13 protein-coding genes and 2 tRNA genes are annotated in these 12,688 nt (G+C 41.6%); 7 read left to right on the top strand and 8 right to left on the bottom strand.

Annotated elements, in window-relative coordinates; all coding sequences use genetic code 11:
* The first annotated feature begins 152 nt into the window (after window positions 1-152).
* Both CUN85_RS12625 and CUN85_RS12630 read left to right on the top strand, forming a co-directional pair.
* Complete coding sequence (locus CUN85_RS12625) at window positions 153-1,685, top strand: PAS domain-containing protein (protein ID WP_135390667.1); 1,533 nt, start codon at window positions 153-155, stop codon at window positions 1,683-1,685.
* A gap of 10 nt (window positions 1,686-1,695) precedes the next feature.
* Window positions 1,696-2,070 carry a sensor histidine kinase gene (locus tag CUN85_RS12630; protein ID WP_167848890.1) on the top strand — a complete coding sequence of 125 codons (375 nt, stop codon included), beginning with the start codon at window positions 1,696-1,698 and terminating at the stop codon, window positions 2,068-2,070.
* A gap of 18 nt (window positions 2,071-2,088) precedes the next feature.
* On the opposite strand, the gene CUN85_RS12635 is transcribed toward CUN85_RS12630, so the two are convergent.
* Together CUN85_RS12635 and CUN85_RS12640 are read right to left on the bottom strand one after the other, a co-directional pair.
* Entirely contained in the window at window positions 2,089-2,727 is a 639-nt protein-coding gene (locus CUN85_RS12635) for a VTT domain-containing protein (RefSeq protein ID WP_135390669.1), read from the bottom strand.
* 89 nt (window positions 2,728-2,816) lie between these two features.
* Window positions 2,817-3,887 (bottom strand): AI-2E family transporter, encoded by a 1,071-nt coding sequence (locus CUN85_RS12640; protein ID WP_135390670.1) that lies wholly within the window; start codon window positions 3,885-3,887, stop codon window positions 2,817-2,819.
* A gap of 520 nt (window positions 3,888-4,407) precedes the next feature.
* On the opposite strand from CUN85_RS12640, the gene CUN85_RS12645 reads away from it, so the two are divergent.
* On the top strand, window positions 4,408-4,872 hold the full coding sequence (locus CUN85_RS12645) for an RDD family protein (protein WP_205804462.1): 465 nt from the start codon (window positions 4,408-4,410) through the stop codon (window positions 4,870-4,872).
* 45 nt (window positions 4,873-4,917) lie between these two features.
* On the opposite strand, the gene CUN85_RS12650 is transcribed toward CUN85_RS12645, so the two are convergent.
* Complete coding sequence (locus CUN85_RS12650; protein ID WP_135390671.1) at window positions 4,918-5,289, bottom strand: helix-turn-helix domain-containing protein; 372 nt, start codon at window positions 5,287-5,289, stop codon at window positions 4,918-4,920.
* A 125-nt stretch (window positions 5,290-5,414) separates the two neighbouring features.
* On the opposite strand from CUN85_RS12650, the gene CUN85_RS12655 reads away from it, so the two are divergent.
* Window positions 5,415-6,098: a DUF5591 domain-containing protein gene (locus CUN85_RS12655; protein WP_135390672.1), complete on the top strand. Its 684-nt coding sequence runs from the start codon at window positions 5,415-5,417 to the stop codon at window positions 6,096-6,098.
* A gap of 67 nt (window positions 6,099-6,165) precedes the next feature.
* Here the strand turns inward: CUN85_RS12655 and CUN85_RS12660 are convergent, their stop codons facing one another.
* Entirely contained in the window at window positions 6,166-6,894 is a 729-nt protein-coding gene (locus tag CUN85_RS12660; protein WP_135390673.1) for an RAD55 family ATPase, read from the bottom strand.
* A gap of 335 nt (window positions 6,895-7,229) precedes the next feature.
* Here CUN85_RS12660 and hmgA point away from each other — a divergent pair, with 335 nt between their 5' ends.
* Complete coding sequence (gene hmgA, locus CUN85_RS12665; RefSeq protein WP_135390674.1) at window positions 7,230-8,474, top strand: hydroxymethylglutaryl-CoA reductase (NADPH); 1,245 nt, start codon at window positions 7,230-7,232, stop codon at window positions 8,472-8,474.
* 83 nt (window positions 8,475-8,557) lie between these two features.
* Here the strand turns inward: hmgA and CUN85_RS12670 are convergent, their stop codons facing one another.
* The 3 genes from CUN85_RS12670 to CUN85_RS12680 all read right to left on the bottom strand — a co-directional run bounded on the left by CUN85_RS12670 (window position 8,558) and on the right by CUN85_RS12680 (window position 10,572).
* Entirely contained in the window at window positions 8,558-8,764 is a 207-nt protein-coding gene (locus tag CUN85_RS12670) for a hypothetical protein (protein ID WP_135390675.1), read from the bottom strand.
* Window positions 8,765-8,809: 45 nt separating this feature from the next.
* Complete coding sequence (locus CUN85_RS12675; protein WP_135390676.1) at window positions 8,810-10,054, bottom strand: 3-isopropylmalate dehydratase large subunit; 1,245 nt, start codon at window positions 10,052-10,054, stop codon at window positions 8,810-8,812.
* A gap of 143 nt (window positions 10,055-10,197) precedes the next feature.
* Window positions 10,198-10,572 (bottom strand): transcriptional regulator, encoded by a 375-nt coding sequence (locus CUN85_RS12680; RefSeq protein WP_135390677.1) that lies wholly within the window; start codon window positions 10,570-10,572, stop codon window positions 10,198-10,200.
* Window positions 10,573-10,979: 407 nt separating this feature from the next.
* Here CUN85_RS12680 and CUN85_RS12685 point away from each other — a divergent pair, with 407 nt between their 5' ends.
* Window positions 10,980-11,414 carry a membrane-binding protein gene (locus CUN85_RS12685; RefSeq protein WP_135390678.1) on the top strand — a complete coding sequence of 145 codons (435 nt, stop codon included), beginning with the start codon at window positions 10,980-10,982 and terminating at the stop codon, window positions 11,412-11,414.
* A 178-nt stretch (window positions 11,415-11,592) separates the two neighbouring features.
* Here CUN85_RS12685 and CUN85_RS12690 read toward each other — a convergent pair.
* Window positions 11,593-11,666: transfer RNA gene (locus CUN85_RS12690), tRNA-Ile, on the bottom strand.
* 182 nt (window positions 11,667-11,848) lie between these two features.
* Here CUN85_RS12690 and CUN85_RS12695 point away from each other — a divergent pair.
* Window positions 11,849-11,920: transfer RNA gene (locus CUN85_RS12695), tRNA-Ala, on the top strand.
* Window positions 11,921-12,688: the final 768 nt, after the last annotated feature.

The following is a 12,688-nucleotide window of genomic DNA, read 5'->3' on the forward strand; positions in this document are numbered from 1 at the left end:
CATAATATTCACAGTCTTCATTAGGACAAGCAACATTAGTGTATTTTGGTTTTGGTCCCCGTTTCCCCATGATGAAAATATGTCTAATTCATATTACATAACATCAACTGAATGATAGTGGATTACCGGTTTTCTACAGAGCCTTAAATGTATTGGTTTTTGAATGCGGTGAAAACGGCAGTGTTTTCAGAAATAAGCTTGTATCTATGGGACATTCTGTTGTGGTCTCCTCATCTGTAGAAGATATTGTAAAAACCATTCCCACGCAAAATCCTGATCTTTTTTGTTGTTATATGGATGCAGGGCAATATGGATTCTTTGATCATATCTCATCATCGCTTGGAGAAAATGGCATTCCTTCGATAATTGCAACTTCAAATCCTGATGAAACTTTCTTTAATGACCTGGATAAATTAAAACTTGCGGAATACATAAAAGAACCATTTAGTGAAGCTGAACTCGGTCGCGCAATAAAGGTTTCATCCGGAGTTGATCGCAATATCACTGAGCGCCGAAAGCACGAGGCAGAGCTGCAAAAACAAAAGGACACATTAGATTCGATCTTTAGCCTTGCACCCACGCCTATGTTATTGCTGGACAGATACGGTATCATTGAAAATATCAATATTGCATGCGTTGAAGTTACGGGAAAAAATAAACAAGAGCTGATAGGTCTTAAGGCAGGAGATGCATTTTCCTGTATTAATGCCTTCAAGGGGGATGAATGCGGTACCAGTGAAGAATGTGATAAATGTGTCTTCAGGAATTCTGCAATGGATACTATCAGGGTCTGTAAAGGTATTTCTAAAAAGGAAGGTGATTTTACAATTATTCTGCCGGATGGCTCTGAATCATCCCGTAATGTTATAATCTCAAGCTCCTACATCAATATTAGTGGAGATATCAAGGTGATGTTCAGTATAAATGACATCACTGAGAGCAAAAAAGCAGCGATGACTCTAAAGGAAAGTGAGGAACGCCTACAGACACTCTACGACAACATGCCTGGCGGAACTCTGATCATCGGGACGGATTATATTATCGAGGATGTGAACCAGCGTACCTGTGAGATCACCGGTTTCAGCAGAGAAGAGCTTGTGGGGAAATTATGTGATATCCTGTGTCCTAAGGGGTCATTTTCAAAGAAATGTCCCATATGGGTAGATGGTATGGAATGCTTTCAGGGCATGGACACGACAATTAAATGCAAGAATGGCAGGAAGAATCCAATCATTAAGAATGCCAAAAAGATAACAATCGATGGAAAAATGTACATTCTGGAAAACTTCCAGGATATCTCCGGTCAAAAAGAAGCAGAAGAAGCATTGGTAAGTGCAAAGATGACAGCTGAGATGGAGAACAGGACTAAGAGTGAGTTCCTTGCAAGTATGAGTCACGAGATAAGGACTCCCCTGAATGCTATTATCGGCTACTCCGATATGCTACTTGAGGACATTTTCGGAGAGCTAAGTAAGAAACAACAGAGGCCCCTCGGGCATATCTCTGCAAGCGGGAAGCATCTTCTTGAACTTATAAATGAGATACTGGACCTGTCCAAAGTAGAATCCGGAAGAATGGAGTTGAATCAAAATGTCTTCAACGTAAGTGAAGTTCTGGGGAATGTGGGGGGATATTGTTTCACCTATCGCAAAAAAAAAGAATATTTCTCTGGAAGTTTATTTTGATTCAGAGGACATGACCATATGCGCGGATAAAGTACGCTTCAAACAAATACTTTACAATCTTGTCAGTAATGCAATGAAATTCACTCCTGATAATGGTATTGTGAAAATCGCTGTATGTGTAAAGAACGACATGCTGGAGATTTCTGTTGTCGATACAGGTATCGGTATATCTCAGGAGGATCAGAAAAAACTGTTTACCCCTTTCAGCCAGATTGATCCGGGCCAGTCCAGGCAGTATGAAGGTACGGGTCTTGGTCTTTCACTTGTCAAGCAATTCGTTCAACTTCATGGTGGCAGCATTACAGTTGAGAGTGAACCTGGAAACGGGAGTAACTTCACATTCCGGATCCCGGTAAAACTAAATAATGGGCAGTTTGCATTATAAACATGCCTTTTGTGGTTATCAGAACAATCGATAGCCATATCTTGCAAGTTCTGCCAGCACTAGAATGAGCGCAAAATTCCCTATGAGTAATGGTGGAACTATCTTCTTCAGAGGGAATCCAAGAATTGCAAGTACGATTGCAAGTATGTCGCTGGGTAGCGGTGTAAGCGAGTAAAAGAATATCACTGCAATAATTGTCCTGTCGCTGACTTTTTCTACCAGTTGGAAAAACATATTAATGTACCTTTCATACTTTTGTGGAAAGCATTGTCTTCCTTTCTTGCCAACAAAATAGAATACGATATCTCCGAGCGTTAGTCCTACACTGGCAAAAAGTGCCAGGTATATAGGGTCCACTCCTCCCAGGGATATTGTGATCAGCGCGGTGTAGAATGAAGTTGAAGTGAACGCAGATACGCCTCCTGTGGCCGCCAGCAGGAAAACGACCATGTATGTATTATTTACACCTAGGAACCCGACTATCTCTTCCGGGGGATGATACAACAGGAAAACAGTCCACACAACAATGAACAGTATTAGTGCGACCGCAATTATAAGATCTCTTTTTCGTGAAGTTCCTGAATCCTCTTTCAATGTACAGGCATAAGATGCCCCATCGGATCCTTCAGAATCACGTGTCTTATCTTCAGATGACATATCTAAATAAGGATTGCCTGATTACAATACAATTGCTGCTGTCATAAAGTGGTAATTAATTCTAAATGCTTATAGCTTATCCTGGTAATTCATTTTCCCTCAACAAGTACATTTTCGGCTGTATTATCCGTGTTACTTCCGGGGTTCAGATATTCTTCATGGAACATTCTTGCCATAAGTACGACGTATGACAGTAAGAGTGGGCCTATAAAGATACCAAGAAGTCCGAAAAGGTTCAGACCGATTATCACTCCGATGAGGGATGCCAGTGGATGTATCTTCCCTACTTTCTCCTGTATTGCCGGTCGAAGGAAGTTATCGATCGAACTCAGTACCAGTCCTCCGATAAGCACTCCTGCGGCGCTAAAATAATCCTGCTGTAGTAGCTGGAATAATGCTGCAGGTATCCAGATAACAGGCGGGCCTATGACCGGCAGGAATGAAAGGACGGCAGTGATGAATCCCCACAGAATAGCACCTTCAATATCCAGTAGGATAAAAATGATTGTAAGTATCCCTCCCTGCACAATGGCAATGACGCTTGTACTTATCAGTGTGGCCTGTACAAGGGATTTGAACTCGTCCAGAAGCCGGGTGGTATTCTTATCATTAAAGGGGAAGGCCTTTTGAAGATCCCTTATGAACTTCGAGTTCCCGGCTACCAATAAATAAAAGAGTAAAAAATACATGATAATGAACTCAATAGCTCTTTTACCTACACTCTGGATTGCATCCAGAGCCACTACACTGAAATAGTTCGCAACACTTGCAGCGAACTCCAGCAATCTCTCTTGGGGATTAATTCCGACCGGTAGCAAGTCGCTGCTGATATCGACTATGTATTCGTTAACCGATTCGACATACAATGTTATTGCATCAATGTTCAGAAGGACATTCTGTGCTTGTACTATAACGATAGTGAGCAGTATATAAAGAGGTATAAGAATTATGACGATCGATAGAACTATTATCGAAATTGCTGCTAAACCTGGTTTGATCTTTAGGCGGGATGTAAGGAAAATATAAAAAGGTCGGAACAATACATAAAGTATGAAGGCTCCAAAAAAAGCATTGATATATGGATAAAGTGCATAAGCAAGCACAGCTGTCAACACAGCAAGGATGACCAATGCCTGTGACATTTTACTGAAAGTTTGCATTCTCTCTCTTTTACTTCATTATGCTATATAAATATCATCACAGAGTAAGTAAAATATATTCGTTATAGAATGCCCGTACTGATTGTAGTTCTTGCAATTACATACTTGGTTATACTTTCAGGGAATGGGTTCAAATGTTCTCTTGGCTGAAAGACTCATGGAAATAAATGAGATTACTTTTCTCATGAATTTCTATTATTTCTATGTATGAGATTCTATTGTTGGTGTGATGTTTGTGTATATGTATGAAACTGTATGAAACTGTATGAAACAAATTTCGGTGTGCTATTGTGACAGTTGATGCACCATATGTTTCATCATAATTCCGTTCTCACACATATGCATAAAACGTATTATCTACGTTCCATTTTTAGTTAGGCTCTTTTCTATTTTTTTATTCAAACTTTTTAAATAGCACCGTTACCATAATTCAACATGGTGAGTCCAAACGTACTGTCAGAACTGCGGTGAATACAATCCTGAATATCTTATTCAATGCCGCAATTGCGGAGCCTATCTGTTGAAGACACCTGCATATGCAGGCTTCTGGAAAAGATTGATGGCTGCTATTATTGATACACTGTTAGTTGTCCTTATCGGAGGTATTCTAGCTGTTTTCCTGGGAACTGTTCTTGGGAGTGTCACCGGTAGTATTGTCGGGCTTTTTGCCCGTGAAGGGTTCATGCCCGCATTCTTCTCCACTTTGTTCTTTTTCATTACAGTACTGTATGTGCTTATCCGTTGGCTCTATTTTGCCATAATGGAAAGTTCTTCCTACCAGGCAACATTCGGTAAGCAACTAATTGGTATGAAGGTCACCGATCTGGCAGGGAATCGGATATCTTTCTGGAAGGCAACACTCAGACATTTTGCAAAGATCCTTTCGTCGGTGGTATTCTACCTTGGTTACCTGATGATTGGCTTCACCGAGAAAAAACAAGGGCTGCATGACATGATTGCAGGATGTCTTGTCGTCAATGATTGAAAGTAGGTCTGATATATCAGAATATCCGGAAAAAAGCAGTGAATTTTATCGCATGAGTTCTTTGTCGAAGTCCTCGATCAGACTGTTCATTTTCTGATACCACTCGTCAATAGTCTTTTTTATCATTTGTTTTACTTTGAGGGGTTCGATAGCAACGTATTCGTAGTAGTAACCACCGATATCGATGGACCTTGTTTCTCTGTAGACAAGACCCGATGCGATAAGATTCTGAAGTGAACGATAAGCTGTGCTGCGCTCCCTTTCAAGGAGGTCTCCGAGTTGTTCTGCTGTCATGGGGCCATTTTCAAGTAGTCTCTTATAAGTGCTTATGTCAAGTTCTTTCAGGCCAAGCACGCATTTGGCCATATCTTCACATTTGCAATCTGCTCTTAACATCTCGGGAATCGAACTTGCCATTCTCTGTCCTCTTAATAAATCTTTATGATATGAAACGCTAAAACAAACGTCCTTGCATGTTTTGTGCAAAACCGTATATTGTCTGCGTCAATTATATATATAGTTTGCCGGGATATTTGCATTCCTTGACTCCTATAATACCTGAGAACGAACGCTCCAGTAAGCCGCTGGATACGGATGAACTTATCTACCATCCTGATATGATACGTGCCAATGAATGGGTACTTAATGAATATGAGCCGCCTCACAGGGATATTTGTATATTCGTTCCCTGCTCAAAGAAAAAACCATACCATGAAAGCCCTTCACATAAGTTGTTCGACCGGCTCATATACAGTCTCTTGAAGCCGGAAGATGTTCACATAGTTGTTTTTGGGACCTGTGGCATTACTCCCAGGGAATTAGACATGGAATATCCTTTTATGGATTATCAGTTCATAATGGGAAAATGTAATGTTGCAATGGTCAAGCGTGATTTCCTGAAGATGGAAAGTGAGCGCCTTGCAATATATCTCGAAAAGACTCGTCATAACTACAAACATAGAATCGCCTATTGCCTGGGAGATTTCAGACAGGCCATGGAAAAAGCTCTTGAAATGACGGATGTTCAGGTGACGCTGGTCCCAAAGGAAGAGACCATACGGGAAAATCTGCAGCTTGATAAAAAGTTCATCTATGGGAGTCTTAACCAGAAAAAGTATCTCAGGGATCTCTCAGATGCAATTGCTTCGGTAGCAGACAGGTCTGTGCAGGATATTGATATCATGACTGAGAAAAACACAGATGATGATGACTGGTTCAGGTTCTGATCTGGTTTCATCCTGAATTAATCTTGTTCCTGGCAAAAAGTAAAGATGGCTTTATGCTGTTATCTTTTCATTCAAGGTATGGGGATTGTGCCAGCACGGCCATGCCGTTGTCTGATATGTTGAGTACGCGAACTTCATTGATGGTTCCGGAACCTCTCATCTTCATGACATAGATGGAACGCTGAAGATTGTTTCCTGCAATTATACGACCTACCTTGATCACAGAATCAGCTCCATATTCAACCATCTCGTCCAGATCATACATCGAACCAACTGTAATGACCGATGTAACCTGGTGCTTGCGGAACACACTAAAAACATCATCTATAAGCGTTCTTAGTTTATAATTGGATTCTATGGCCAAAAAGAGTGCCTCAATAGAGTCAATGAAGATCCTCGTTGGCTTGATCTCTTCGATCTTGCTTTCCACAAGTTTCTTGAAACTCTTTATAAGCTCTGATGGTGCAATCTCCACACTTTTTTGAAGACGGAGACTGGGGTCAGTAATGTCGACAAAGGTAAGTTTACCTTCTTTGACATACTCTTCAAGGTCCCAGTTGAAAGATGTCTTCATTTCCCTTACAATTGACTTTGATTCTTCGGAAGTGATAATACACATGACATTCTCACCATTCTTCGCTCCTTCAACGATGAATTGTGTTCCGAAGATCGTCTTACCTGTACCGGAGTCTCCGGAGACCACGTTCGCAGTACCTACGAAGAAACCTCCGCGAAGCATTTCATCCAGTCCGGGTATTCCCGTCCCTATTCTTTCTGGCAAATCTGCATCTGACACATATACCACCTAATCAAAATCTCAATAAATATTAACTCTACTCCCGAATTCAATAACTGTATTCTGCATAATAGGCTACTCGTAATTGCCTTAAATTTTATGGTGACCTTTTGATCGATCTCTCAATTTATTGAATATACTTTATTATACCATTCTAATATAAAAACGCACGTATTTATTTGTATCTACGCTGAAATGCTTTCAGAACAATGATAATATCCACTTTCCCGAAGGCGTGAAATATTTGTATCATAGAAAATAATATCCTCTACCGAAAAGGAGATGTTCTGCAAGCTATTATATCTATTATATTCGATTTATTTTCGGAGATAAATATGACATTAACAGATGATTTGAACGGGGATGAGAAAGGACTGCTGGATAAAGTGATTAAAGGGGAAATCTCATACCACCGGCTGGATTCGTTGACTGATAAGGAAACCGCTGTAAAAATCAGGCGATATGCCGTGGAGGCATCCTCTGGTGCATCCTTTGAACATATACAGGATCATTCATTGAATGTAAATGAAGTAACGAAACGCAATATCGAAAATATGATAGGTGCTGTTCAGATACCTCTCGGTGTCGCGGGCCCTCTCAATGTAAAAGGTGAATTTGCCCGGGGACTTTACTATCTGCCACTGGCAACTACCGAAGGCGCTCTGGTTGCCAGTGTGAACCGTGGCTGCTCAGTAATCACGAATTCAGATGGGGCAAATGTACGTATCTTTCAGGATCAGATGACAAGAGCTCCGGTGTTCAAGCTGGACAATGTCGTTAAGGTAAAGGAATTTGTGGAATGGGTAAAAAAACCGAATGTACTGACCCAGATGAAAGCAAAAGCCTCAGAGACCACAAGATTTGGTGAACTTATCGATGTTGAACCCTATGTTGCCGGAAACACTGTCTATCTGCGATTTTCCTATGACACTAAAGATGCCATGGGTATGAACATGGTTACCATTGCTACTGACACACTGACAACCCTGATAGAGGATGAGTTTGGTGTCATACCGGTATCCCTTTCGGGTAACATGTGCACTGATAAGAAGCCTGCTGCGATAAATAATATTCTGGGAAGGGGTAAGACTGTTGTTGCAGATGTTACCATGTCAAAGGAACTCGTCAGGGAACGTCTGAAGTGTGAGCCTGAAACAATGATTGATGTTAATTACAGAAAGAACCTCCTTGGCTCTGCACGTGCCGGTGCTCTCGGTTACAATGCACATGCTGCAAACGTCATTGCTGCAATATTTCTCTCATGTGGTCAGGATGCAGCTCATGTTGTCGAAGGCAGCACTGCTATCACAACAATGGAACTTTCAAAATATGGGGATCTTTATTGTTCAGTAACTCTGCCAGCACTTCCTGTCGGTACTGTAGGAGGCGGTACGGGCCTTGGTCCGCAGAGTGACTGCCTGAATATGCTGGGTGTCAAAGGTTCGGGTAATCCTCCGGGGACGAATTCCAGGAAATTTGCAGAAATAGTAGCCACGGCCGTGTTGGCTGGTGAGATTTCGCTTGTAGGTGCTCAGGCAGCCGGACACCTTGCCCGGGCACACGCCGAACTTGGTCGTTAAAACCAGGTTTTGGGGTGGGGCAACTTTAATCTTTCAACTTTCTGGCCTAGCTCCTCACATCCTTAGAATGCAGGAGGTTAGGACTAGAGCTTGTTCCTGGCTCTTTTAAGAACATCGGAACATTCGTCCATTTTCTTTTCCGCAGCCTTTATATCTTCGGCAAGCTCTTCGTGACCTGCTTCTGTCACTCTGTTCGCCCACTCTCTGAAACTTTTGCTGTGGTTCTGGTTATGTTCGATCCAGTGTTCAAGCAGATGTGTCAGTTTTTCTTTATCTATGTCTGTTGTCATGTGTTCACGACCCTTATTTCATATTATTAAATATCAGTTGAATCTCTAAATATCTGCCGGATTGGTTATCTCTCCGGTTATTGCAGATGCAGCAGCTGTTGCCGGAGATGCGAGATAGATTGATCCTCCTGTGCCCATTCTGCCTTTGAAGTTACGGTTAGCCGTAGATATGCACACTTCATCTTTTCCTATGACGCCCATATGTCCTCCCAGACATGGACCGCATCCCGGGGGACCGACGGTTACACCAGCTTCAAGGAGTGTTTCGATGACACCTTTTCTCACAGCTTCGAGTAGTACTTCCCTTGATGCAGGTACTACTATTGTCCTGACTGCGACCTTTTCTCCTCCGAGGATACTAGCAGCAGCTTCAAGGTCCTCGAGCCTGCCGTTAGTGCATGTTCCTATGAATGCCTGGTCTATCCTGGTTGCAGGTATATCGGATATGTTATGAACATTGTCAACATTATGGGGGCAGGCGATCTGTGGTTCCAGCTCATCTGCATAGAAGTTGTATTGCTTTGTATAGGATGCATCCTCGTCTGCATACAGGGGCTCATATTCCTCGACCGAGCGCCCTTCAAGATAGTCAAATGTTTTCTTATCGGGTGGCACGATACCTGCTTTTGCTCCCATCTCGATCGCCATATTGCACAGTGTCATCCTGCCGGATATTGTAAGGTCTTCAATGGTATCTCCATAGAACTCAGCTGCTTTGTAGGTGGCACCTGCAACACCCAGGGTTCCGATGATCTTCAGTGTCAGGTCTTTGGCGAATACATGTCTGGGCAGCTTTCCACGTACAGTGATTTTTATACTTTCCGGTACCCTGAACCAGAGTTTTCCACTGGCAAAGATTTCCGACATATCTGTGGCTCCGACCCCTGTACCGAATGCGCCGAATGCGCCGTAGGTGCATGTATGCGAATCTGCTCCCACGACAAGCTTACCTGGTAAGGTGAACCCTTTTTCAGGCAGTAACTGGTGGCATATGCCTTCTCCCACATCAAAAAAGTTCTTGATGTTCTGCTGTTTTATCCATTCGCGAGTGTCATGCTGGAGGGCGGCGGTTGTATCTGTATTGGCAGGTGTGAGGTGATCAAAGGGGATAACTATCCTGTCCGGGTTCCAGACATTCTTGATCTCCATTTCCCGGAAAGACCGTACGGCAAGTATACTGGTCCCGTCGTGGGCCATGGCATAGTCTACATTTGCTATCACAAATTCATTTGCTTTGACTTCTTCAGTTCCCGCCGCACGGCTAAAGATCTTTTCACTTATGGTGCTCAAAAAAATATCTCCGTTTCTTGCATTTGCAAGTATGGAAGACTAAATAAGCAGTTATAAAATCTTCGATTAAAATAGCTGTTGGTAACTAAAAATTTATGAAGAATTAAGATGTATGTCCGCAAAAAAGAGTTACTCTGGATAATTCAGGCAAGCCTCTTTAATTTTTCGATATTCTCAAGCACTGATCTGCTTTCCAGCATCACTTTTTGTTCAATACTGCGCACGATCTCTTCAAGAGGTGTTATCAATCTATACAACTTGACAGGTCTGCCCTTTCCTTCGGTCTTCTTCTCTTCACGTATTTCAACCCAGTTGTTTTCTTTGAGGTATCTCATCGCAATACTTACTTCAGGTTGCCTTAGATTAGAAATGTATTCAATCTCCCTGGATGTGATTTCATCCCCACTTGACAGCGACGCAAGTGTCAATGCAACAGGTCTGTTCATATCCAGTTTCCTGAGCAGTTCGACAATTTCGTACTCTTTTTCACTCATATTGTGGGGTTTCTTCTCTCTCATAATATCACCAAATGCATTTGAAGGTAAAGTTGTTTAAACGGAATTGATCATTGGAAAATACTCTTGGTTTGCATTTCGTTATCCAGCGTTAACTTATTGGAGCATGCTGGTGTGTTCTGGACATCATAACTATTCAACTATTATAAGCATCGATAATATATTAATCTATATTATAATATAATAGGGAAAACGGAAAATGCATTTTTTATAATATATTATTGATTGTATGGTGTTCTGTGATATTATCCTTCATTTCTCTGTGTAAATAATTCATGGGATTTTCCTTAGCTTAGGGCGCTTTAAATTTTCTTTTTCCTGAATTCTGATACAATCGGGCTTCTTTGTTGATGGGGGATAAAATCGCTATGCTTAAATCTTAATAAGAAAATCAAAAAATGAGGATTATTATGAAAATAAAAATGCTAGTAGTTATGGTATTACTTATAGTTGTGGCCGCTTCCGGCTGTAGTGACGATAGTACCATTCATGAGGCAGAAGGTGGACAAGATGTTGAAGTTACCTCCTCCGGTGAAGATGACTGGTGCCCGGTTGGTACGTCATGGCAGTCATCCAATCCTGCCACAGGTGAACAGGTTTCCATGGAAGTTACTGGAAAAGAGGTAATTGACGGGGTGGAGATGTGCAAGGCAGAATTCAATTCCAATGATCCGGGGGAAGAGATAGCCCGGATCGAGTATATGTGGTCAGAAGATGGCGAGATATTCAGCTGGAAGTCCTTTGATGCAAGTGGAAAACTGGTCAGTGAGATGAGTATGAAGGACGGGACTATGACCATTGTGGATGAAGAAGGCACTGTGAATACAATAACGACTAATCAATAAAGTAGAATCAAAAACCTTTTTCCTTTTTACTGGATGGCCGACACTTGTTGGGTATTTGTTTGCATCATAGAATGAGCGCTGTTCTTATTGTGTGGACGCGGTATTTTCTTAGTGATTATGTTGTTATTAATAAAGTTAAATGCTCAATTGAATGAAAAAAATAAGAAAAATATGGTAATGGGCCCGCTGAGATTCGAACTCAGGACCTCACGGTTATCAGCCGTGCGCTCCACCTAGCTAAGCTACGGGCCCAATGCGATTTTATGTCAGGAGATGATGTTATTCATCAAGCGACACTCCAAATACGCATACAGGTACTTTAATATTTCGCTTGCTCACGCAAAGATACTTAATATTTTTCTAAAGTTCGTACAAGAATACTTTCTTGTAGCGACAACTTTATTTGAGATGGTGCTTTTATGTGCTAAAATACTGGGCTGGTAGATCAGGGGAAGATCGCTACCTTGGCATGGTAGAGGCCTCGGGTTCAATTCCCGACCAGTCCACTAAAATAGTTCAGATGGTCCGAAGCCGAACTTAAGTTGAGTTGATTATATTATTCTGGTGCATGTAACCAGCTGGATGTTAGGATATATGCACATTTGCATCAATAAATAATTTTTTTTCTTCCTGGCAGTTGTGCTACTTAAGTCTCCATGTTACATTTTCCAGCCGTCCTCTGAGTGGTTATGTTTTTATGGGGCTTGGCATATCCCAAGTTTTTCTTCATATGGCGACCATATACTGTTATTTCATTTTTAGGGCTCTTTGTGGTAGGTATTTTTGATTATTACTTCGAAAACGCATTTACAGGATTAGTATGGGTCCTGGGACTTTATGCTCTTCTAGTATGTAAAATGTAAAAAACTGGATTAGTTAAAACCAACCATACAAAACTTTATATAATAGAGTATCCTTTTAGGGCTGCTTCTCTCTGCAGGAAATGGCGCACGAGTGCGTCAGAAGATGATTTCGGAGAGATGTATGGTTGAAGTACTAAATATTTCAACGATTGATATTTGATCAGGGTGCAAGTATTTTTCTATTATCTGTAATGGAAACTTATATATACAATTGCATCATTTATATGTTTCCGCGTATTCGTGCGCGGAAAAAAAGACTTCAAAAAAGGTCCGGTCATGTCTTCCGACCATTCAGTCGGAAGGTATATATAGCATCGTGGTCTTTTAGGGGTCCTCGCGAAATGCGGGAAACAATTACAATCACCGCCTTATAACAAGTGGAGGCAGGAGCTATTTCCTGTCTGACGTTGG

The organism is Methanolobus halotolerans (assembly GCF_004745425.1).
Lineage (GTDB): Archaea > Halobacteriota > Methanosarcinia > Methanosarcinales > Methanosarcinaceae > Methanolobus > Methanolobus halotolerans.

Excerpts from the sequence above, each read along its gene's own strand:
- CUN85_RS12630 (WP_167848890.1), top strand. The coding sequence starts at position 1,696 with ATGACCATATGCGCGGATAAAGTACGCTTCAAACAAATACTTTACAAT.
- CUN85_RS12635 (WP_135390669.1), bottom strand. The coding sequence starts at position 2,727 with ATGTCATCTGAAGATAAGACACGTGATTCTGAAGGATCCGATGGGGCA.
- CUN85_RS12640 (WP_135390670.1), bottom strand. The coding sequence starts at position 3,887 with ATGCAAACTTTCAGTAAAATGTCACAGGCATTGGTCATCCTTGCTGTG.
- CUN85_RS12650 (WP_135390671.1), bottom strand. The coding sequence starts at position 5,289 with ATGGCAAGTTCGATTCCCGAGATGTTAAGAGCAGATTGCAAATGTGAA.
- hmgA (WP_135390674.1), top strand. The coding sequence starts at position 7,230 with ATGACATTAACAGATGATTTGAACGGGGATGAGAAAGGACTGCTGGAT.
- CUN85_RS12670 (WP_135390675.1), bottom strand. The coding sequence starts at position 8,764 with ATGACAACAGACATAGATAAAGAAAAACTGACACATCTGCTTGAACAC.
- CUN85_RS12680 (WP_135390677.1), bottom strand. The coding sequence starts at position 10,572 with ATGAGAGAGAAGAAACCCCACAATATGAGTGAAAAAGAGTACGAAATT.
- CUN85_RS12685 (WP_135390678.1), top strand. The coding sequence starts at position 10,980 with ATGAAAATAAAAATGCTAGTAGTTATGGTATTACTTATAGTTGTGGCC.